We start from the raw sequence: 20,473 nt of genomic DNA, 5'->3' as shown, positions 1-20,473 counted from the left end.
GCAACAAGATTGCCGCAATAAAGTCTGTGCCTACAGCCAGGCGCCCAAGGCGTGGCGTGCTCCAGCCTTGACCAGGCGTTCGGCGTCGTGTCCCAGGTCCAGGTTGAGCAAGAAAGTGCCTATCGAAACAGCACGATGGCCAGGAAACTCCTTCAAACGGTGGAGCTAAGGGGATTCGAACCCCTGACCTCTTCGATGCGAACGAAGCGCTCTACCAACTGAGCTATAGCCCCGGAACCATCCGCCCCTGCAGGTGCGGCACCGGTGACCCTAGGCTACAAATTTTCCGTGAAGAAGCCAAACCGCCATGCCGACCCCGGCTCACGGGAACCGCGCGGGTGGCCTGTCCGTACTACCCGGGTCAGGCGCGGCGGCGCTGCAGGACGTCGTCGAGATTGCTGAGGGCGCTCTGCGCCTTGGAAAGCTGGGGCCCGTCCGCGGCAGCAGTACCCGCCGGCGGCGCGGCGGCCGCACCTTGCTTCAGGGACGGCTTGCCAACAGCCTTGGGCGATTCGGGGAGCTCCAGGGGCTCGGGGTCAGGGCGCTCGGCCTTGGCTGCCTCAACATAAACGGGCTTGGGGACCTCTACGGGCTCCCACGTGGCAGACGCCGGTGCAGCGCCCGCGGCACCGGCTGCTGCGGCGCTCGGATCCCCCGCGGCGACCGCGACCGCAAGTGCAGCCTCGCGCAGTTCCACTGCGGTCAGCGGCTTTACCTTTGGCTGGTGCGCCTCGGCGTCGAAAAGCGGGTTGTCCGGCCTGGCCGGCGCTGCTTCAGGCCTCGGCGGGACATTCCCGGCAGCCTTGGACTGCCGGGGCGGTGCGGTCATCGCGGACCGGAAGGCTGCGTTGACCTTGGCTCTCCTGTCCCGGACAGCCAGCCAACGCAGGAGGACCACGGATCCGGCGGTAAGTCCGAGGCATGCCAACGGAAGGACGGGAGCGCCCAGCCCGAAGAGGAGGAGCACTCCGGAAACGAATGCGGTGGCCAACGACAGCAGCCCGATGAGGGCGAGTGCCGTCCGGCCATAGCGTATGCGGAGCTTGGCCCCGGCCGGCGTGCCGGCAGCAGCGGTCCCGGGTCCGGCGCTCTTCCTGGTGTCCATGGCTTTCTCCTGCTGGGCGGCAACGTTCATAACCAAAACGGCTGGCGATTCCGGTGTTTCATCGGCTGCGGCGTCTGCCAGGAAATCGCCGGCGGGCTGGAACTGGTGCCTGCGGTTCCGGAGGACGTAGGGCGCAACCCACACAATCCAGAGCACAACGGCAACCACAAGGATCACTGAGCTGCTAAGGGGGAAGTCCACACTCAAAACCGTATGAGCATCCGGCCCGCTGCGGCAGCATTAGCTGCGGTGTGTCGTGGCGCAGACGGCAATTCACTGGATTTATGACCGGTGTGAGGCAAGCCACGGCCTAAGTAGTCCCTCCGGGACCTCTTCAGACGTCAAGGCAAACGAGCGGTGGTCGGCCCATTCACCGTTGATGTGGAGGTAGCGCGGCCGGTAGCCTTCGTCCCGGAACCCGAGTTTCTCCACCACCCGGAGGCTGGGTCCGTTCTCTGGCCTGATGTTGATTTCCATCCGGTGCAGGCCCAAGGTCTTGAAGCAATGGTCCGTCACCATGGCGACGGCGGTGGGCGCGATGCCGCGGCCCGCACAGGCCTGATCCACCCAGTAGCCGAGGGTTGCCATCATGGCCGAGCCCCAAACGATCGACGATACGGTCAGCTGGCCAACAATGGGCGGCTTGACGCTGCCGGGCCGCCTCTCGGTGATGAGGAAGGGCAAAGCCGTTGCCTGGGCCGCCTGCGCCTTCAATGACCGGACCATCTGCCGGTAGTCCGGCAGGCCGCCGGATGGATCCGGGTTGGATGCTTCCCACGGCGCCAGCCACTGGCTGTTGCGGGACCTGACTTCCGTCCATTCCTTCTTGTCCCGGTACCGGATGGGCCGCAGGACCAGATCCCCGCATTCCAGGGTCACGGGCCAGATGGGACCAGGGCGCATGGCGCTACTTGGACAGGCCGGCGGTGAAGCCGGGCAGCCATTCCCGCAGGCCGGGGCCGAGGTCCTCGCTGTCAATGGCCAGCTGGACGCAGGCCTTGAGGTAGCTGAGCTTGTCCCCGGTGTCGTAACGCCGCCCCCGGAACACGACGCCGTAGACACCGTGCCCTTCGCCGTCACCGGTGGCCAGTTCCTGGAGGGCGTCTGTCAGCTGGATTTCGCCGCCCCGTCCCGGCCCGGTGCGCTCAAGGACGTCGAAGACGGCCGGATGGAGTACGTAACGGCCAATCAGCGCCAGGTTGGAGGGCGCTTCCTCCGGGCTCGGCTTCTCCACGAGCCGGTTGACCCGCACGTATGATTCGCCGTCGATCGGTTCGATGTCAGCGCAGCCGTAGGCGCTGATCTGCGAGGGTTCCACTTCGATCAGCGCGACGACGGAACCACCGGTTTTGGCCTGGACATCAATCATGGTGCTGAGCAGTTCGTCCCGGGCATCGATCAGGTCATCGCCCAGCAGCACGGCGAAGGCTTCGTCGCCAACGTGCTGCTTCGCGCGGAGTACGGCATGGCCCAGTCCGTGCGGGTCCCCCTGCCGGACGTAGTGGATGTCACCCAGGTTGCTCGCAGCCTGGATGGACGCCAGCTTCTCGGTATCCCCCTTGCCTTCAAGGGCGGACTCCAGGGACGGCACACGATCGAAGTGGTCTTCCAGCGCCCGCTTGTTCCGCCCGGTGATCATCAGGACATCGTTGAGGCCGACGTTCACGGCTTCCTCAACCACGTACTGGATGGCAGGCTTGTCCACAACGGGAAGCATTTCCTTGGGCATCGCCTTGGTTGCCGGCAGGAACCTGGTGCCAAGTCCGGCGGCAGGAATGACAGCTTTGCGTACTCTCGGATTACTGGTAGTCACCGGACTAATCTAACGTCAGCGTCAAGCATTCAGTAATCAGGGGATGGCCGACGCCATGCGGCAGCTACGGAGGAAACACATGACGCTTGAGGATTCAAAGGCGGCCAAGGACGAGATACGTGCTGCCCATCGCCGCCGTCGTGCTTTACTTACGCTCCAGGAGCGGCAGGATGCCGGGGAAGCCTTGGCGAAGCACGGGGCAGCGTGGGCAGATTCGGTAACCCGGGGGAAGGCAGCGACGGTCTGCGCCTACCTCGGAGTCGGGGCGGAACCGCCCACGCTGCCGCTGATCGCGGCCCTCCACGACGCCGGCCACAAAGTCCTGCTTCCCGTCTGCGAGCCGGGGCGGGAGCTGAAGTGGGTCTTCTGGGCGCCGGGCGTCGATCTGGTCAAGAGCAGGTATGCCCCCATCCTGGAGCCCGTGGGGACACGGCACGAAATTGAGGTGGCCGGGGAAGCTGCCGCCCTCTTTATCCCTGCCACCGCGATTGACCTCGCGGGCAGCAGGGTAGGCCAGGGCGGAGGCTACTACGACAAGTTCCTGGGCCACCTCGAATCAGCCGGGAAGCACATTCCGCTGGCCGCGGTGATCTACGACGGGGAACTGCTGCCTGCCGGCAGGATTCCGGTGGAGGCATTCGACCGGCCGGTGCCTGGCGTCGTGCTTCCCTCCGGGTTCCGGAGCCTGGCGGACGCCGCCTGACCGGGGAAGTCCCCGCGTACGAGGATGGTAGAATTAGCACTCAGGCCCTGCGACTGCTAATGGACATCCATAATCCAGAGGCAGTCCGGGACCTCTCGTTTGCCCAAGAGGAGGAGCACCAGTGCCAACGTATGCGTACGCCTGCAAGGATTGCGGCCATGCCTTTGACATCGTCCAGTCGTTCTCGGACAGCTCTCTGTCGTCGTGCCCTGAGTGCCAGGGTACCCTGCGCAAGAAGTTCAACAGCGTGGGCGTTGTCTTCAAGGGTTCCGGCTTCTACCGCACAGACTCCCGGGATGCCAAGGGCAGCACGGCTTCTGCCGCTCCCGCTGCCTCGGCGGCAACGCCTGCGGCTGCACCAGCTGCTCCGGCTCCGGCTGCTGCCGCCAGCTGATCCACGTTCCGCGGTCCAGGCTGCTGCCTGGCAGCTGACTGCGTTGTCCACATAGCTGCCGGCGCCCCTGCCGCGGCCGCCATGCGCGGCTTTAGCGTGGGCACATGCCTGCACACGGACAGCAACACCGGGTTGTATCAAGCGCGTCGCACGGACCTGGGCTCCCCGGGGCTTTACGGCGCAGTGGCGCCCACGGCGGGAGCCGCGCCGCCGGCCACAACGCACGCCGCCGCCCGCCGGCCCGCTTTGCCTCCTGGCTGAGCCGCAACAGGCGGCTGGCCGCCGCGCTGCTCCTTTGCGCCGCAGCCGCCATCACCGTCCAGCAACTTACGCCGGCACCGGTCTACACGGTGCCTGCGCTCGCCGCAGCCCGCGACCTTCCCGCCGGCACAGCCATGGCGGCTGCGGACCTCGCCTCTGTCCAGGTACCGCCGGGCATGCTGGCCGACGGATTCCTCAACGGACCGGGCGAGGCGGCCGGGAAACAACTCGCGGCGCCGCTGCGCAAGGGACAGCTGCTCACGGATGCCCAACTGCTTGGTCCGGGGCTGCTCGCCGGCACTCCCCCAGGGTCAGCGGCTGTTCCCCTTCGCATGGCGGATCCATCGTCCATCCAGCTCGTCTCCCCGGGGCAGCTCGTGAACGTGGTGCTAACGGCAGCCGGCGGCTACGACCAGCAGGAGCCACCGGAGGTCCTGGCTTCAGGGGTTCCGGTGTTGTGGACTTCCGGTCAGGGCGGGCAAGGCGGCCAGTGGCTGGGCACGGCGGAGACGGACGGACTCATAGTGGTGGCCGCCAATCCGGAACAGGCGGTTCGGCTCGCCGGCGCCTCCACCCAGGGAAAGCTGTTTTTCGTCCTGGTGGGGCCGTAGCCCTGCGAGCGATGGTCCGGGCCGGCGCGCAGCCACAGCGCCAACCTCCACGGACGCAGGCTCCTGCCCCGGCTGCGATCCTGCCTCAGCCCCAGTGCGGGGGTTTCTGTTCCTTCAGCCACGCATCGTGGTCGTCGTCTTCGCGGTCGCCCCAGCCCCGGGCTTCGTCTTCGGCCGCCTTGTTCGGCAAGGCGGCCGTGCCAGGCAGGGCGGCCGTGCCCGGGGTGGATGCGCTGCCGGGAACGGGGCCGCCCTCCTGGTCCTGCCCGGGTGCAGGTCCGGCGGCGACGGACTGCTCGGTGTCCGAAGAGTCGTTCTTCTCGTGGTCCGGGGCCATGGCACCCGCCTCCTTGCTGTCCAGGCGTCCGCCCTGTGCTGGTTCATGGTCCGATGCCGCGCGCCGGGACACGGCATCGATTCCGTTGAGCGCCTGGTCCACGTCATCGTCCAGGAAGGCGATGGATGTGGACGTCCGCCCGGAGAGCGCGTTCTTTTCGAGGCCGAGGTATCCTGCGATGCGGTCGGCGCAGGCGGACGGATCCGTGAACACCTCGATGGTCCACAGCGGCATGTAGCGCCAGCCGAGGCGCTCCAGCAGCTGGGGGCGCAGCCGGCTCCGCTCCCGGACGCTCAGGGCGCGGTACTGTTCGGTGCCATCCGATTCAATCGCCACAGGCCAGGGGAGGTCGGCGTCCTCCTGGCCCATGGTGCTCAGCGGATCTGCGGCAGCCACCACGTCGATGGCGCCGTCATACTGGTGCCACACCCGGGCGCCCCGGGCGCGCAGGCGGTCTCCAAGGTCAGCCACCAGAGGATCGGCCCCAAGGGCCTGCTCGCTGGCCGCGGCCCGCGAGGCCGGAGTTCCGAGGTCCGTGTTTCCCGCAATTTCACGGTCAAGGAGCGAGTAGAGGTCCACGGCGCCGTGCGTCAGCCTGGTGTGGTCCAGGTCCTCGGGCCGGAAGCAGGTGAGAACGTGCATCGACCTGCGGGCGCGGGTCATGGCCAGTGCGAACTTCTCCCGGCCGCCCTCGGCGGAGAGGGGCCCGAAGTTGTGCAGGGCCCGCCCGTGCGGTGTGCGGCCAAAGCCGGGCGAGAAGATGACATGGTCGCGCACCAGCCCTTGGGCGCGTTCAAGGTCGACAACACGGAATGACTCGGGGCCGGCTCCGAAGAAGCCCGCCAGGGCCGGGTAGTTGGGCAGCTGGAGCCGGATGGATTCCCCGATCCTGGCCGCATGGCGGAGGCTTGCCGTGACCACGGCCAGCGACGTACGCGGGCGCAGCCGGGCGTGCTCGAAGACCAGCTGGACCACGCGGTTGACTTCCGCCACCACGGATTCCACGCCCTCATGGTCTGCACTGGGCAAGCCGGTGCCGTCCGGCAGGTACTCCACCAGCAGCGACCGGTCCAGTCCCGTGGCGGACTGACCCTCCGGGAGCCTGCGGAGGCCGCCGTCGTAAAAGTTCTTGCTCAGCTGCAGCACGAGGTCCTCGTCCACCGCCCGGTAGACGAAGTTGAGCCGCCACACCGGAAGTACCCTGGACAAGGCACCAAAGGCGCTCTCCACCCGCTGGTGCGCCGATTCGCCAGGCGCCAGGCGCTCGACGCCGACAGTAAACGTGCGGGGGCTGGCGATGCGGGAGTCGCCGAAGGCAATGACCTGCCTGGCGCGGGCGATGGACGGCAGCACCGCCTGGAGCGACGTCGCCTCGGCGTCCAGGATGACCACCGCGTCAAAGCGCTGCTCCGCCGGCAGCAGGCCGGTCATGAGATAGGGGCTCACGGACCAGACCGGCACCAGGGTTCCGATCAGTTCAGGCGCCTGCGCCGTCAGCGACGGCAGCGACACCCTGCCATCCTTGAGCAGGCTCCGGAGGAGATCCGCTTGGCGGGGGTGCGCGGCGATGGCGCCGCGCCACCGCTCGGCGAGGTCCCAGCGGAGGCGGGCGGCGCCGCTGGCAATGTGGGCGTTGTCCGCAAGGCGGTACTCGGCCTCCAGCTTCCGCAGCGCGTCGCCGTCGGACATGGCCAGATAGTCGTCGCCGCTGATCATCGCTTCAAGGGCGGACTGCCACCATGCCAGCTCAAGTTCGGCCCCCACCGAGCCTGCGGGAACCTCGCGCTCGGCGAGGTCGGCGAGGAGCTCACCGAGCCCGTGCTCGCGCATGTTCTCAACCAGCAGGGTGCGCTCGGGCAGTGTCTTCAGTGTGTCGGTATCCGCCACCAGCCGTCCAAGGCGCTCCATGAGCTCTTCGTAGCGCACGGCAGCCAAGGAACCGCCGGCCTCCGTGTGCCGCAGGGCCTCACCCAGGCGGGCCAGGTCGCCGTCCAGCGAACGGTACATCGCGTTCATCTCGGCGAGCCCGGACGGCACGGCGGGATGCCGCTGCGTGGTCGCATAGCCTGCCCACAGCGCCCGCTGCTCCTGCACCAGCAGCAGGGAGGTGTGAAGGTCGGCAATGTGAACCCCGGGCCGTACGTACTCCTTCGCGACCCTGCGCAGCCTTGAACGCTGCATGGAGGTCATCTCAATGCCGCGCTCCTTGCGCCAGGCCGAGGGCGCGGTGGCGGAAATGAGGTCCGTGACCGGGCGGTCGAAGATGTCCGGCGTGAACTTGTCCAGGCTGCCCCGCACCGCCACCAGGAGCTCAAGCTGCTCGCCCCACTCCGCAAAGGAGGCACCCAGCCGGATTTCCGCGTGCTCGGCAACCGCCTCCATGCGGTCGCGCAGCGCAGGCAGGCTCTTCTCCACGGAGCGGACCAGTTCCTGCGCTTCCTCGGTCTCTTTGCGCGTCAGCAGCCGGGCGCCATGCCACGGGCTGGTGGTGGAGGCCTTGCTGAAGCTGCCCAGCTCAGCTGCCCGGCGGAGCCTGCCTGCAAGCTCGTCACGGTCCCGGATGCTGTCCAGGACGCTCCGCTTCAGCCGGACGGTGGTGGCCGGGGCAGGGTGGATGGCGGTGAGCTCCGCCAGCGACTGCATGGCCTGGTACGGGGAGCAGCCCCACCGCTGCCTGACGTTGTGGAGCGAGGCCACGTGGTCCATCAGGGCGTGGCGGTGCTCCGTGAGGGTGTTGTGGAGATTTCCCAGCTGGGGTTCAAGCGACTTTTCGTTGCGGACGATGGCCCGGACCAGCTGGGCTTTCAGCTGCTGGGCGGTGACGTTTCCGGACAGCTGGAAGAGGATGGACTCCAGGCCCAGGCCCTCCAGCTGGCCGGATACTTCGTTGAGGCTGGCGCGGCGGTCCCCCACCACCAGGACGGTTTTTCCGGCATCCACCAACGCACCGATGGTGTTGATGGCGGTCTGGGTCTGGCCGGTGCCCGGCGGGGTCCTGACCACCAGGGAATCCCCGGCACGGGCAGCGTCTATGACGTACTGCTGGTCCGTGTCCGCGTCCAGCAGGAGCAGTTCGTCCTGGGGGTGCCTGCTGTCCAGGGGAGGGAAGCGTGAGGGATCCGGCTCCTCGACGTCCACCATTTCGCCTCCGCCCGCGGTGGCCAGCGCGGAGATGAGCGGGTTGGAGTCGTTGATCCACGGGTCATCCAGGTTGCCCGAGAGGTCCGCGAAGGTTGAAACCAGCAGGTTGTGCTGGGCTTCTGCGCCGTGGATGGGCCTGATCAGCGTGCCCAGCCGGTCCAGGACGGGCTGCGGATCGAAGCGGGCCGTGCTGTACGCAAGCCGGGTGACGGCGTTGACGTCAAAGACAATGCCGTGGATGTTCTTCAGGTGCCGCACCAGGGCGGGGTTGATGTGCGCCTGCTCGGTCAGCTGGAGTTCGTAGTCGTCCTCCCCCGGCCTGACGGTCAGGGAAATGGCCGTGAGCATGACCGGCGCCGAGACGCGCTGGGGCTTGCCGCCGACGGCGGAAGTCCACACCACGGTGCCTGCGGAGAGGTAGCCGGCGTCAATGCCGCGCTCATTGGAAAGCTCGAAGATCTTAGACCTGATGTTCCGGGATGCCCTGGCTGCGACGACGTACTGCTGGCGGTCCCGGATCAGGGTGGACAGCCGCGTCTTGCGTCCGGCCATGAGCTGGGCCAGCCCGGACGGGTGGGCGTGTGTCAGATCGATGGAACCTTCGGGAGTCTTGGTGAAGCGCAGCATTGTGTCCGCCCCGGTGACGGGTTTAAGCCCGGACAGCCATTTGCGGAGCTCCTCGGAGCCCTCCGGGTGGCCTTGACCAACTGACACTACTGCCTTCTTTTCTGCGCTTGCACGTGACGTCCTGGACCATACGGGCATAGGTTCGAGAGTAGCCGCTTAGGCGGCGGGACTGAGAGACCGCAACACTGCGCGCCCCGAAATTCCGGACGATTTCACCCCGGAACACCAGTGGCCGGCCTCCCTTGACGGAGGCCGGCCACTCAGGATGCTACTCCCACTCGATGGTTCCCGGCGGCTTGCTGGTGACGTCGAGCACCACGCGGTTGACGCCTTCCACCTCGTTGGTGATGCGGTTGGAGATCCTGGCCAGCAGTTCGTACGGAAGCCGGGACCAGTCCGCCGTCATGGCGTCCTCGGAGGAGACGGGGCGGAGCACGATGGGGTGGCCGTAGGTGCGGCCGTCACCCATGACTCCGACGCTGCGCACGTCAGCCAGCAGCACCACGGGCATCTGCCAGACCTCGTTGTCCAGGCCCGCGGCGGTCAGCTCGGCGCGCGCGATGGCGTCGGCCTTGCGCAGCAGGTCAAGGCGCTCCTTGGTGACCTCGCCGACGATCCGGATCCCGAGGCCGGGGCCGGGGAAGGGCTGGCGACCCACGATTTCCTGGGGCAGGCCCAGCTGTGCACCCACGGCGCGGACTTCGTCCTTGAAGAGTGCCCGAAGCGGTTCGACGAGCTCGAACTGCAGGTCCTCGGGCAGGCCGCCCACGTTGTGGTGGCTCTTGATGTTCGCTGCGCCCTCGCCACCGCCGCTTTCGACGACGTCCGGGTAGAGGGTTCCCTGGACCAGGAACTTGATCTTCTCGCCGTGGGCGGCGGCCTCGGCGATGATGGCCAGTTCGGCTTCCTCGAACGCGCGGATGAACTCGCGGCCGATGATCTTGCGTTTGGTTTCGGGATCGCTGACGCCGGCAAGCGCGGACAGGAAGCGCTCCTGCTCGTTCGCGACATACAGCTTCACGCCGGTGGCGGCCACGAAGTCGCGCTCCACCTGCTCGGCTTCGCCTTCGCGCAGCAGTCCGTGGTCCACGAACACACAGGTCAGCTGGTCACCGACGGCGCGCTGCACCAGGGCCGCGGCGACGGCGGAATCCACGCCGCCGGAGAGGCCGCAGATGACCCTCGCATCACCGATCTGCTTCCGGATCCGTTCCACCTGCTCCTCGAGGATGTTCCCGGTGGTCCAGTTGGGCTCGATCCGGGCACCCTTGAAGAGGAAGTTTTCCAGGACCTGCTGGCCGTAGGCGGAGTGCTTTACCTCGGGGTGCCACTGCACGCCGAACAGGCCCTTCTCCTCGTTGGCGAAGGCAGCCACTTCGGCGCCCGCCGTCGTCGCCAGCACTTCAAAGCCTTCCGGGGCCTCGTGGACGGAGTCGCCGTGGCTCATCCAGGTGTTCTGGTGCTGGGGCATGCCTTCCAGGACCGAGCGGCCTTCACCGATGATGGTGGTCTGGGTTGAGCCGTACTCGCGCAGCCCGGTCTTGTCCACCTTGCCGCCGAGGGCGTTCGCCATGGCCTGGAAGCCGTAGCAGATGCCGAAGACCGGGACCCCGGCCTCGAAGAGGTCGGCACCGACGCTCGGGGCCCCGTCAGCGTAAACGCTGGAGGGGCCGCCGGACAGGATGATGGCGGCGGGGTTCTTGGCCAGGAGCTGCTCGGTGGTGTAAGTATGCGGAACCACTTCCGAATACACGTTTGCTTCCCGGACGCGGCGGGCAATCAGCTGCGCGTACTGGGCACCGTAGTCAACAACCAGCACCGGCTTCTGGGAAGTCTGGGATGCAGTGGGAGTAGTCACCGTCATAGCCTACTTTGCGCCGTTGCGCCGGCGCACCTTGAGAAGCGGTGCTGTGACGGAGCAGACTCCCCGGCGGGCAGCCCCGGCCATTGCCGGTCAGTAGCGCCGGGGTGCCTGGGGGTTGGCGGCCAGCTCCGCCTCAACCTCGGCGTGGACTTTCTTTTCCACGATGAAGGAGAGGAAAGGAACCACGCCGCCCAGTGCCAGCAGGACCAGTTTGAGGAACGGCCAGCGCATCAGGGACCAGAGCCGGAAGTTGGAGATCAGGTACACCACGTACATCCAGCCGTGCACAATCAGGACGGCCACGGACAGGTTGACGCCTCCCAGCACACCCGGAGGCTCCGCATCGGCAAAACCGAAGCCGAAAGGCTGCCCGGTAACGGCGTTGGTGCCGCCGGCAAACAGGTACTGCCCGAAGCCGTACCGGGCGGCCAGTTCGGCGCAGAGCAGCAGCAGCATGGTGCCGGTCAGGTAGGCGAGCACCTTGTAGAACTTCAGGGCAGAGCGGATCTGGGCCTCAGTCCCGCCGAAGCGCCGCTTCCTGCCGGCGGACTTTCCTGCCGGGCTGGCGCCGGTGTTGGTGCCTGTGTTACTGCCTGTGGCAGAGGCGGGGTTGGCCGGTTTCGGGTCGATCATGGCTGTACCTTTTGCTGGTTGTGTTCGGGATGCAGGGTGTCTTCGTCTTCTTCCTCAAGGCTGTCCTCGAGGTCGCGGTGGTAGTCGTCCTTGACGAGCCGCCACCAGATGAAGAGGGCAAAGCCGGCGAAGACCACCCATTCGAGGGAATAGAAGAGATTTAGCCAGTTGATCTGCTGGGCCGGCGGCTGCGGGCCGATGTTCAGGGGAAGGAGCTCGCCGGGCACGGCAGCCGGGCTGACGTCCTCACCGCCCGTTATTTCCGCGGTGGCGGCGAGGAAACCGGGGTAGCTGCTGACCTCCCAGTAGTTGATCAGCTCAGCCACGGAAACCGCGGTGGCTTCTCCCGGCCGGGGTGCCGTTCCCGGCACGGGCGCCTCGGACGGCAGGAGCCGCCCCGTCAGTTGGAGGATGCCCGACGGCGGCGCTGGAGCAGCCGCACGGTCCGCCACCCAGCCGCGGGCCACCGGGATCCACGTCTGGGGTGAGGCGGCAACGCCGCTCAGCGTGGGTGCGCCGGAGACGGCAAAGGCGGTAACTACCCAGTAGCCTGGCCTGCCGTCGTGAAGCCGGCCGGGAACCAGCAGCTGCTTTGCGGGATCATAGGATCCCTCTGCCGAAACCATCTGGTCGGCATCCGTTCCGTGGAAGAACTCGCCGGGCTGCAGGGTTTCAGTGAGGGGCCGGACCTGTTCGGTGGCGGGGTTGGCGGGGATTTCGGGCCTGGTGGACCGCCCGAACTGCCACTGGCTCAGCAGCACGAAGACCCCGGAGATGGCGATCGCGAAGACAAAACCGGCGATCCATCGGGGCTTAAGGGCTGTTTTCCACACGTCTTAACCGTACTTCGTGCCGCTGTAGAACAACTAAACGCCGGGACGGCGGCAGGAACCGCACCGGACGGTCGGTCCCGGTGGCCCGGGTGGTTGGCTGGGGCTGCCTAGTGATCGAAGAACACCAGGCTCGAGTTGATGAGCTCCGCAATCACCTCAGGATCGTAAGCCCGGCGCAGCGACTCCCGGAACGACTCCTTGGACAGCGACCGGGCCAAGGTTGCCAGGACTTCGAGATGGTCCGAGAAGGAACTCGCGGGGGTGGCGATGAGCAGGATCACGGTAGCGGGACCGTCCGCCGCGCCAAAGTCCAGGGCATGTCCGTACTTGGCGATGCCGACGGCAATGGACGTGCGGGAAACAAACTCGCTGCGGGCGTGCGGAAGGCCAATCCCGCCGGGAAGCCCTGTGGCCAGCTGGTGTTCCCGGGCATTCACATGCTTGAGGAATCCGTCCAGGTCCGAAATCCGCCCGGCGGCATACAGCCGCTTGGCGAGTTGCGTGGCGGCATCAGCCTTGTCCGTTGCCTCCAGTTCCAGGATCACCATTTCGGGCGTGGTGAGCCCGGCATCGTACCGGTCAAGTGGTTCCGCCAAGGCGTGTCCCTTCGGTCAGGAGTGCTGTTGCCGTGGACCCCTCAGCGCAAGGGCACGATGTCTTCCACGCCCAGGCGGGCGGCGTCTGCGGATTCGTCGTCCGGCTGTTGCTGGCTGAGGCGTTCGGCCTCCACCCGTGCGATGTAGTGCCGGACCTCGTTTTCGCGCTGTTCGTCACTCCAGCCAAGAACGTCACCCATTAGTTTAGCGACAACCGGCACGGCGGACACGCCGCGGTCCCACGCCTCGATGGAAATCCGGGTCCTTCGGGTCAGGACGTCGTGCACGTGCCGGGCACCCTCGTGGGTGGCGGCGTAGACGGCCTCGGCCTGGAGGTAGTCATCAGCGCCGGGAATCGGCTCAGCCATTGCCGGATTCTCCTCGATGATGGCCAGCACTTCATCGGTCATGGAGCCATAGCGGTTCAGCAGGTGCTCGATGCGGGCCACATGCACGCCGGATTCCTCCGCGGTGCGGTTGCGCCGGTTCCAGGCCGCCCTGAAGCCGCTTGCGCCCAGCAGCGGGATGGTCTCCGTGCAGCTGGGCGGAACCCGCTCGTCCATGGTGCGGGTGGCCTCATCCACCGCGTCCTTGGCCATCACGCGGTAGGTGGTCCACTTCCCGCCGGCCACCACCACAAGGCCCGGAACGGGATGGGCCACCACGTGTTCGCGGGACAGCTTGGCGGTGGAGTCGTTTTCCCCGGCCAGGAGCGGACGCAGGCCGGCGTAGACGCCCTCCACATCCTCCCGGGTCAGCGGCCGCTTGAGGACCTTGTTGACGTGTTCCAGGATGTAGTCGATGTCCTTGCTGGAGGCGGCCGGGTGGGCCTTGTCCAGGTTCCAGTCGGTGTCCGTGGTGCCGATGATCCAGTGCCGGCCCCAGGGAATCACGAACAGCACCGACTTTTCGGTGCGCAGGATCAGCCCCACCGTTGACTGGAAGCGGTCCCGCGGAACCACCAGGTGGATGCCCTTGGAGGCCCTGACCTTCAGCTGGCCGCGGTCGGTCACCATGGCCTGGGTTTCGTCCGTCCAGACGCCCGTGGCATTGATGACCTGCTTGGCGCGGATGTTGAACTGCGTCCCGTCCTCATGGTTGACCACCTTGGCCCCCACTACCCGTTCACCCTCGCGGAGGAAATCCACCACCTTCATCTGGTTGACGGCGTGGGCGCCATAGTAGGCGGCGGTCCGCACCAGGTTGGCGCAGTACTTGGCGTCGTCCACCTGGCCGTCGTAGTACCGGATGGAGCCAACGAAGGCATCGTTCTTGAGGCTGGGGGCGGCACGCAGGGTGCCCCGGCGGGTGAGGTGTTTATGGAACGGCACTCCCCTGCTGTGCCCGCTGGAGATGGACATGACGTCATACAGCGCGATGCCGGCACCCACGTAGGGCCGCTCGATGAAGGGCTTGGTCAGCGGATACAGGAAAGGCACCGGCCGCGCGAGGTGGGGCGCCAGTTCCGAGAGCAGCAGCCCCCGCTCCTGCAAGGCCTCCTTCACCAGGCCGAAATCCAGCATTTCGAGGTAGCGGAGGCCGCCATGGATAAGCTTCGAGGACCTGGAGGACGTGCCTGCCGCCCAGTCGTTCGCCTCAACGATGCCCACCGTCAGGCCCCGCGTGACGGCGTCCAGCGCGGCTCCGGTGCCCACGATCCCGCCGCCAACAATGAGGATGTCCAGCTCCTGGCCGGGCTCCGAGGTTGCACGCAGCCGTTGGATGGATGCTTCCCTGGCTTCCGGGCCGAGTGCCCCGCCGTTAACAGGAAATCTCTTCATTGAACGCCTCCAGTGCCTCTCGTGCCGGTAGTAAAACCACCCTACTTGCTTGGGGCACGCTTGGGCAGGAGTCTGTCAGTTTCCGGCGTAAGGGGAAACCACGACGTCGACCCGCTGGAATTCCTTCAGGTCCGAGTAGCCGGTGGTCGCCATGGAGCGGCGCAATGCGCCGATGAGGTTGGAGGTTCCGTTGGTGTGGTGGCCCGGCCCGAACAGCACTTCCTCCAGCGGGCCTACAGTGCCCACGTTGGCGCGGTCGCCGCGGGGAAGTTCGAGGTGGTGGGCTTCCTGGCCCCAGTGCCATCCCTTGCCTGGCGCCTCCTCGGCCCGGGCCAGGGCGCTGCCGAGCATCACGGCGTCGGCTCCCATTGCGATCGCCTTGACGATGTCGCCCGAGGTGCCCATGCCGCCGTCGGCAATCACGTGGACATAGCGGCCGCCGGATTCGTCCATGTAGTCCCGACGTGCGGCGGCGACGTCGGAAATGGCGGAGGCCATGGGCGAGTGGATGCCCAGGGCGCGGCGGGTGGTGGTGGTGGCACCGCCGCCAAAGCCCACCAGGACACCGGCCGCGCCGGTGCGCATGAGGTGCAGGGCGGGCGTGTAGCCGGCCGCGCCGCCCACGATGACGGGGACGTCGAGTTCGTAGATGAACTGCTTGAGGTTCAGCGGCTCGTGGTCCTTGGAGACGTGCTCGGCGGATACGGTGGTGCCGCGGATGACGAAGATGTCGACGCCGGCGGCCACGACGGTCTTGTAGTGCTCCTGGGTGCGCTGCGGGGTGAGCGACCCCGCAACGGTCACTCCGGCCTCGCGGATCTCCGCCAGGCGGGACGTAATCAGTTCAGGCTGGATGGGCGCCTTGTACAGCTCCTGCATCCGCCCCGTCACAGCGGGGCTGTTGGTTTCATCCTCCAGCGCGCCGATCTCGTCCAGGATGGGCTGCGGGTCCTCGTAGCGGGTCCACAGGCCTTCGAGGTCAAGCACGCCGAGGCCGCCGAGCCGGCCCAGGGCAATGGCGGTCTGGGGCGACATGGCTGAATCCATCGGCGCCGCGATCACCGGCATGCTGAACTGGTAGGCGTCGATCTGCCAGGAGACGGAGACGTCCTTGGGGTCGCGGGTACGACGGTTAGGGACGATTGCAATGTCATCCAGGGAGTAGGCTCGACGCCCACGCTTGCCACGGCCGATCTCGATCTCGTAAGTCACTGCTCTAGGTTATCCCAGCCGGGGTGCTGGCCACGGCTGCGGCTGTCCGTGGCTACAGTGGCCTGATGGGTTCACAGTGGGTATTCGACGGCCATATTGCCGGCATTGGCACGGGCTCCGGACTGCGGGCGGTGGTGGGCATCTGGCAGGAGTCCCCGTTCGGACGGTTTGCGGACGTGATGGTCCAGCACCCCTCCGGGCACCGGCAACTGCTGGCCCCCACCGGGGCGGCGGCGGACTTCATTTCCGCCACCTACACCTTCGATGACGTTGCAGTGGTCGGCGTGTCCGCGCGGCTGGAGCAGGGGATCCTGACGGTCGACGCCGGTCCCTTGGGGATCAGCGCCAGCCTGGGCAGCCGGACCCTCCTTGGCAGCGCGCTGCGGGCCGTCCCCCGGCGGCTGGCAGTCCACCCCGGCTGGCTGCGCGCCGTCAGTCCCGTGGCCGGCATTGTCAGCGGCGGCTCCCGGACGTCCGGCACCGCGGGCAGCGGCCGGCGGGAGTACTACGGGGTGAGCGACCTGCACACCATCAGTGCCGCCGTCGTCAGCTGGGACGGCGCTGACGCCGGCGCACTGGCACCTGTCCACCCGCCGGTGACCTTCGGTTTCAGCAGCGTTCCGCCGCAGCCAAGCCTCGCCCGCGTGCGCACCACCGTGGTTGAGGCCGCGCCCCGCCGGCCGCCTGCGGCCGGCGCCCGCCGGTTCCCTGGCAGGCGAAGCGGGGTCAGGGGCTGGTGGGGACGCTGAGCTGGGACTCGAACATCCGGAAGTACCGCCCGCGCAGCGCCACCAGTTCCTTGTGCGTGCCCTGCTCCACGATCCTGCCGTCCTCCAGCATGTACACGATGTCCGCCTTCTCGATGGTGGCCAGGCGGTGGCTGATGGCGATGATCGTGCTGCCGCGGTCGGCGAAGAGGCGGGTGAAGATCCGGTGCTCGGCGAGGGCGTCTATGGCTGACGTCGGCTCGTCCATCACCATGAATGAAGCGTTCCGGTAGAAGTTGCGGGCCATCGCGAGCCGCTGCCACTGGCCGCCCGAGAGGCCGCTGCCCTTCCGGCCGCGCGGGTCCTCCATCCAGTTGCTGACGTGGTTTTCCAGGCCGTTGGGCAGTTTGTTGATGAACTCCAGCGCCTCCGCGTCTCCAGCAGCCTTGCGGATGCGCGCATCGTCCCGCGGCGAGTCGACGTCGCCGAAGTAGATGTTTTCCGCAGCCGTGGCGAACTCGTATTTGAGGAACTCCTGGCTCAGCACCGCCAGGTGCCGGTGCCAGGAGGTGACGTCGACGGCGGCGAGGTCAACGCCGTCGAGCATCACCTGCCCGGAGTCGGGGCGGTAGAGTCCGGCGAGTATACGTATCAGGGTGGACTTTCCGGCGCCGTTCTCCCCCACGACGGCGATGTGCTGGCCCTCGCGGATGGTCATGCTGATGCCGCGGATCACCTCGATGTCGCTGCCCGTGTAGGTGAAGCGGATGTCTTTCAGCTCAACGGTTTTCGGGGATTCCAGCAGGGGCGGCGCGTGTTCCGAGTGCACCGGCAACGCCATGAACAGCTCGTAGTCCTTGAGGTTGGCCAGGTCCTCATCGATGGAACTGAGGGAGGATACGAGGCTGTTCGCGGTGGACAGTGCCCTGCTGACAATCTGCTGTACGTAGAGGAACTGGCCCACGGGCTGGGCCCGGGCGATGATCTGCCCCACCACCCAGATCAGGGACACCACTTCCGCGCCGTACTGCAGGGCATCAGCGGCGAGCTGCTTCGGGATATACCGGCGCTGGAAATCAAGGCGGCGGCGCTCGTCCGCGTCCCGGAGGCGGGAACGGAGGCCCATCAGGAATCCCACGATGCCGTAGAGGCGCATCTCCGCGATGTGCTGCGGCCGGAGGAGGTTCGTTTCGATCATCCTGCGCTGCCGGCGCGAGTCCACCTGGGTGTTCCAGTGGGCAATCTGCTCACGGGACAGCTTGAACTGAAGGTAGACGCTGGGCACGATGGCCACCAGGACAATCACCGCGATCCACCAGCTGACCAGGAGCAGCGCCCCGATGGCCAGGATCACCGATACGAGCTGGGTGAAGATGGCTGCGATCCGATCCAGCACCCGGGCGTAGGAATCGGAGAAACGCTTGGCACGGTCGTACAGGTCAACGGTTTCTTTGTCGTCGTATCGCCAGAACTCCAGCGCCAGGAACCGCTCGTACATCTGGTCGCCCACGATGGCGCCCACCCTGAAGCTCATCAGTTGCTGGATGTAGCGGTCCACGCTGCTGAAGGCGCCCCAGAACAGCCCGAGGGCAGCGGTGATGATGACGTAGACGATGGCCAGCTGCCCTGCGCCGGAGTCACCGGCGTAGGCCGCCGCCAGCGCCGTGGTGGTGAGCGCGGCGAAGTAGGTGGTCACCAAGGGAAGCACGGCCGAGATCAGCGAGCCGAGCACCTTCATGATCACAGCGCCAGGCGAGGCATGGAAGCTGACGCGCAGTACCTGGGCCACCGCGCGTGCGTATGGGCGAAGGGCCAGCCGCCGCGAGGGCTCACGCTTGGGGGTAAGCTCCGCCGGATGTTGCGTTGGGGGCATGGTCCCAGCCTAGTGCCGCGCCCCGGGTCGGGCGGGCGTCAGTACTCCTCGCCGTACTCGTACTCGGGGAAGGGGAAGCAGGCGCTGTAGCCGGACACCCTGAGTGTCTCGGGTGCATCCCGGAAGGACACCAGCAAGTGGGTACCGTCACTGTGCAACAGGTCGACCCTGCGCTTTCCGCCGGCGGTTTTGCCGTCATCCACTGTCCAGCCGTCCTTGGTGGACATCGATGCCACGACATCGTCCAGGAATGCATCCCGGTCAACTCCCGCCGCAAGCTCGGCCTCGGCGTCGCCGGTCCACTTTCGTTGTTCCCCGGAACAGGGCATCAGCGGCGAGGTGTCGTGGGCGAACCTGGACAGCACCTTGTCCTGGGGCAGGAGGCCTACGATCTCCTGCTCGGTGGACATGACCTTGTCCTTGGCTGATTCCAGGCTGATGTCCATGTTCTTTCCATTTCCGGCCTGTCCGCACGAGGCCACCATTGCTAGCAGTGCTGTTGCTCCTGCAAGTCGCCAGGCAGAAGCGCGCCTGGACTTACCGGCCACTGATTTCCTCTTCGATGTCATCAAGGGCTTCCTCGTTTTCGGGAACAGTCTCGGCAATCAGCGAATGGTTGTCGATGCTGTACATCTCCGAGGGCCTGAGACCGCCCGGCGGAGCGTAGACGTGCTTGTCAAAGGCGGGCTCCCGCATGGGGTAGTTCTCGCCCACCAGCCCGTTGGCCTCTGCCGTGAGCAGGATATCGGGGTAGGTGTAGCTGGTGTAGTCGGTCCCAGGGCTGGGCGTCCAGCCCGGCGGCATGGCGGCACCCGAGAGCGCGATGACCTTGCTGTAGGACGCCCCCTCCATTTCGGAGCCCGTCACGTTCCGCAGGCCCCAGCTGTGGCCCATGCCCACCGTCTGGGCGTCGCGTGGCAGCTCCAGGTCCACCGCCTCCTGGAAGGCAGCGAGGACCGGTGCCGATGCAGCCACGAATTCATCGCTTTTGGCCTCCACCAGGAAAGCCTCCACGAGGTCGCCGTCGGGGAACTCGGATCCCTTGTAGACAAATGCCGCCGTGCTCCCGGAGGTATCGGCCTGGACCAGGCGGTTGGGCACAGCCTGTGGGCCGCCGTCGTAAAAAGACGCCTCGTTGGTGGTGGTTCCGGGAACGTAGGTGATCACCGTCGTCGTGGCAGCGTTGTATTCACCCAGCAGCTCCACGATCGAACTTTGGCCGGGATCGTAGGCTGCCAGGTGGATCTTGTCTTCCACGACATTTTGAAGGTATCCGATGCCATCTTGACGCTTGCGCCACGCCTCATGTTCGGCAGCGAAACGTGCGGGATAGCCCGAGTCGAGGATCCAGGGATTCAGCCTGGGCTCAGGATCGTTGTTTTGCAGCCAGTCGATCCGTAACCGGGCGTTGAGCCGGTTGGCCTCGATCCGCGCGTCGAAAGGGATCCCGTTGGTGTTTCCCGCCGCGTGGGGGTGGTTGCGGATGAACGCCTGCTGCTGGTGGCCGGCCAGCCCGAACCACCAGGTCCTTATCTCCGCCGGGGATCTGCCGTGAAGGTCCTCGGGCCGGGGCTCCGGGGACCGCTCGACGCCAGGCAGGGACAGCATCGCTGAAGCACCGCCTGCAGCACTTGCCCGCTGCTGTTCATCCGCCTGCCGCATCAGGTCCTTAGCTGCCTGCTGCAGGAGTATGGCGGCTGCCCCAAGCGAGCGGCTGTGGACGGTTTTCCAGTCCTGGCGGAATATCTCAGCGTCCGGACCGGGCCAGGGCGTGCCAGCCACCCGGCCGTTCAGAGCCAGCCGTTGCATCTCCAGCATCCGGCCCGCGCTGCTCATGGTTGTTGCGAGCTGCTGCAACTGCGCGACGTCAGCTCCGTAGAATCCGCCGTTCAAACCGTCCCCCAATTGCCGGATGTTGATCCATCGAATGTACTTGACGGCGCAAAAAGAAGGGATGGGCAGCACTGCCCATCCCTTCCTGG

Annotated in this window: 17 protein-coding genes and 1 tRNA gene; 4 read left to right on the top strand and 14 right to left on the bottom strand. The window is 66.7% G+C overall.

The genetic code is table 11. The annotated features are described in order from the left end of the window. Nucleotides 1–160: 160 nt before the first annotated feature. The 4 genes from GK109_RS16360 to galU all read right to left on the bottom strand — a co-directional run bounded on the left by GK109_RS16360 (nucleotide 161) and on the right by galU (nucleotide 2,918). Nucleotides 161–233 (bottom strand) — tRNA-Ala (locus GK109_RS16360). Between the two features lie 128 nt (nucleotides 234–361). After that, on the bottom strand, nucleotides 362–1,282 hold the full coding sequence (locus tag GK109_RS16355) for a hypothetical protein (protein WP_370460790.1): 921 nt from the start codon (nucleotides 1,280–1,282) through the stop codon (nucleotides 362–364). Between the two features lie 105 nt (nucleotides 1,283–1,387). Continuing rightward, nucleotides 1,388–2,008, bottom strand: coding sequence for a GNAT family N-acetyltransferase (locus GK109_RS16350; RefSeq protein ID WP_157241666.1), 621 nt, complete (start codon nucleotides 2,006–2,008; stop codon nucleotides 1,388–1,390). Nucleotides 2,009–2,012: 4 nt separating this feature from the next. Beyond that, entirely contained in the window at nucleotides 2,013–2,918 is a 906-nt protein-coding gene (gene galU / locus GK109_RS16345) for a UTP--glucose-1-phosphate uridylyltransferase GalU (protein WP_323056633.1), read from the bottom strand. Between the two features lie 79 nt (nucleotides 2,919–2,997). Here galU and GK109_RS16340 point away from each other — a divergent pair, with 79 nt between their 5' ends. The 3 genes from GK109_RS16340 to GK109_RS16330 all read left to right on the top strand — a co-directional run bounded on the left by GK109_RS16340 (nucleotide 2,998) and on the right by GK109_RS16330 (nucleotide 4,887). Continuing rightward, nucleotides 2,998–3,621, top strand: coding sequence for a 5-formyltetrahydrofolate cyclo-ligase (locus GK109_RS16340; RefSeq protein WP_157241665.1), 624 nt, complete (start codon nucleotides 2,998–3,000; stop codon nucleotides 3,619–3,621). A gap of 121 nt (nucleotides 3,622–3,742) precedes the next feature. After that, nucleotides 3,743–4,015, top strand: a complete 273-nt coding sequence (locus tag GK109_RS16335) for an FmdB family zinc ribbon protein (protein ID WP_321214016.1) — start codon at nucleotides 3,743–3,745, stop codon at nucleotides 4,013–4,015. A gap of 104 nt (nucleotides 4,016–4,119) precedes the next feature. After that, nucleotides 4,120–4,887 (top strand): Flp pilus assembly protein CpaB, encoded by a 768-nt coding sequence (locus tag GK109_RS16330; protein WP_157241664.1) that lies wholly within the window; start codon nucleotides 4,120–4,122, stop codon nucleotides 4,885–4,887. Nucleotides 4,888–4,972: 85 nt separating this feature from the next. On the opposite strand, the gene GK109_RS16325 is transcribed toward GK109_RS16330, so the two are convergent. The 7 genes from GK109_RS16325 to GK109_RS16295 all read right to left on the bottom strand — a co-directional run bounded on the left by GK109_RS16325 (nucleotide 4,973) and on the right by GK109_RS16295 (nucleotide 15,911). Further along, nucleotides 4,973–9,130, bottom strand: a complete 4,158-nt coding sequence (locus tag GK109_RS16325) for a DUF4011 domain-containing protein (RefSeq protein WP_157241663.1) — start codon at nucleotides 9,128–9,130, stop codon at nucleotides 4,973–4,975. Nucleotides 9,131–9,260: 130 nt separating this feature from the next. Beyond that, the gene (guaA, locus tag GK109_RS16320) at nucleotides 9,261–10,856 is read right to left on the bottom strand and encodes a glutamine-hydrolyzing GMP synthase (protein WP_157241662.1); all 1,596 of its coding nucleotides are present in this window, start codon (nucleotides 10,854–10,856) and stop codon (nucleotides 9,261–9,263) included. 90 nt (nucleotides 10,857–10,946) lie between these two features. Further along, nucleotides 10,947–11,489, bottom strand: coding sequence for a DUF3817 domain-containing protein (locus GK109_RS16315; protein ID WP_157241661.1), 543 nt, complete (start codon nucleotides 11,487–11,489; stop codon nucleotides 10,947–10,949). Continuing rightward, nucleotides 11,486–12,322: an SURF1 family protein gene (locus tag GK109_RS16310; protein ID WP_370460647.1), complete on the bottom strand. Its 837-nt coding sequence runs from the start codon at nucleotides 12,320–12,322 to the stop codon at nucleotides 11,486–11,488. The genes GK109_RS16315 and GK109_RS16310 overlap by 4 nt, the downstream gene beginning before the upstream one ends. Before the next feature lie 107 nt (nucleotides 12,323–12,429). Continuing rightward, nucleotides 12,430–12,918: a PTS sugar transporter subunit IIA gene (locus GK109_RS16305; protein WP_157241660.1), complete on the bottom strand. Its 489-nt coding sequence runs from the start codon at nucleotides 12,916–12,918 to the stop codon at nucleotides 12,430–12,432. 41 nt (nucleotides 12,919–12,959) lie between these two features. Continuing rightward, on the bottom strand, nucleotides 12,960–14,699 hold the full coding sequence (locus GK109_RS16300; RefSeq protein WP_157241659.1) for a glycerol-3-phosphate dehydrogenase/oxidase: 1,740 nt from the start codon (nucleotides 14,697–14,699) through the stop codon (nucleotides 12,960–12,962). Between the two features lie 75 nt (nucleotides 14,700–14,774). Next, nucleotides 14,775–15,911, bottom strand: a complete 1,137-nt coding sequence (locus GK109_RS16295) for a GuaB3 family IMP dehydrogenase-related protein (RefSeq protein ID WP_321214022.1) — start codon at nucleotides 15,909–15,911, stop codon at nucleotides 14,775–14,777. A 65-nt stretch (nucleotides 15,912–15,976) separates the two neighbouring features. Between GK109_RS16295 and GK109_RS16290 the strand changes: the two genes are divergently transcribed. Further along, the gene (locus GK109_RS16290; protein WP_231754886.1) at nucleotides 15,977–16,660 is read left to right on the top strand and encodes a hypothetical protein; all 684 of its coding nucleotides are present in this window, start codon (nucleotides 15,977–15,979) and stop codon (nucleotides 16,658–16,660) included. Here GK109_RS16290 and GK109_RS16285 read toward each other — a convergent pair. The 3 genes from GK109_RS16285 to GK109_RS16275 form a co-directional block, all read right to left on the bottom strand. Next, on the bottom strand, nucleotides 16,638–18,491 hold the full coding sequence (locus GK109_RS16285; RefSeq protein WP_157241658.1) for an ABC transporter ATP-binding protein: 1,854 nt from the start codon (nucleotides 18,489–18,491) through the stop codon (nucleotides 16,638–16,640). The genes GK109_RS16290 and GK109_RS16285 overlap by 23 nt on opposite strands. A gap of 38 nt (nucleotides 18,492–18,529) precedes the next feature. Further along, nucleotides 18,530–18,937, bottom strand: coding sequence for a hypothetical protein (locus tag GK109_RS16280; RefSeq protein WP_231754885.1), 408 nt, complete (start codon nucleotides 18,935–18,937; stop codon nucleotides 18,530–18,532). Nucleotides 18,938–19,028: 91 nt separating this feature from the next. Next, on the bottom strand, nucleotides 19,029–20,456 hold the full coding sequence (locus GK109_RS16275; protein WP_157241656.1) for a hypothetical protein: 1,428 nt from the start codon (nucleotides 20,454–20,456) through the stop codon (nucleotides 19,029–19,031). Nucleotides 20,457–20,473 lie beyond the last annotated feature (17 nt).

The organism is Pseudarthrobacter sp. GA104, from assembly GCF_009741265.1.
In the GTDB taxonomy this organism is placed as follows: Bacteria; Actinomycetota; Actinomycetes; order Actinomycetales; family Micrococcaceae; genus Arthrobacter.
Note: the sequence above shows the minus strand (reverse complement) of the source record. Positions and strands in the feature narration are given on the sequence as shown.

Coding starts and splice junctions, on each gene's coding strand:
- GK109_RS16350 (WP_157241666.1), bottom strand. CDS start 2,008: ATGCGCCCTGGTCCCATCTGGCCCGTGACCCTGGAATGCGGGGATCTG.
- GK109_RS16340 (WP_157241665.1), top strand. CDS start 2,998: ATGACGCTTGAGGATTCAAAGGCGGCCAAGGACGAGATACGTGCTGCC.
- GK109_RS16330 (WP_157241664.1), top strand. CDS start 4,120: ATGCCTGCACACGGACAGCAACACCGGGTTGTATCAAGCGCGTCGCAC.
- GK109_RS16325 (WP_157241663.1), bottom strand. CDS start 9,130: ATGCCCGTATGGTCCAGGACGTCACGTGCAAGCGCAGAAAAGAAGGCA.
- guaA (WP_157241662.1), bottom strand. CDS start 10,856: ATGACGGTGACTACTCCCACTGCATCCCAGACTTCCCAGAAGCCGGTG.
- GK109_RS16315 (WP_157241661.1), bottom strand. CDS start 11,489: ATGATCGACCCGAAACCGGCCAACCCCGCCTCTGCCACAGGCAGTAAC.
- GK109_RS16300 (WP_157241659.1), bottom strand. CDS start 14,699: ATGAAGAGATTTCCTGTTAACGGCGGGGCACTCGGCCCGGAAGCCAGG.
- GK109_RS16290 (WP_231754886.1), top strand. CDS start 15,977: ATGGGTTCACAGTGGGTATTCGACGGCCATATTGCCGGCATTGGCACG.
- GK109_RS16285 (WP_157241658.1), bottom strand. CDS start 18,491: ATGCCCCCAACGCAACATCCGGCGGAGCTTACCCCCAAGCGTGAGCCC.
- GK109_RS16280 (WP_231754885.1), bottom strand. CDS start 18,937: ATGGACATCAGCCTGGAATCAGCCAAGGACAAGGTCATGTCCACCGAG.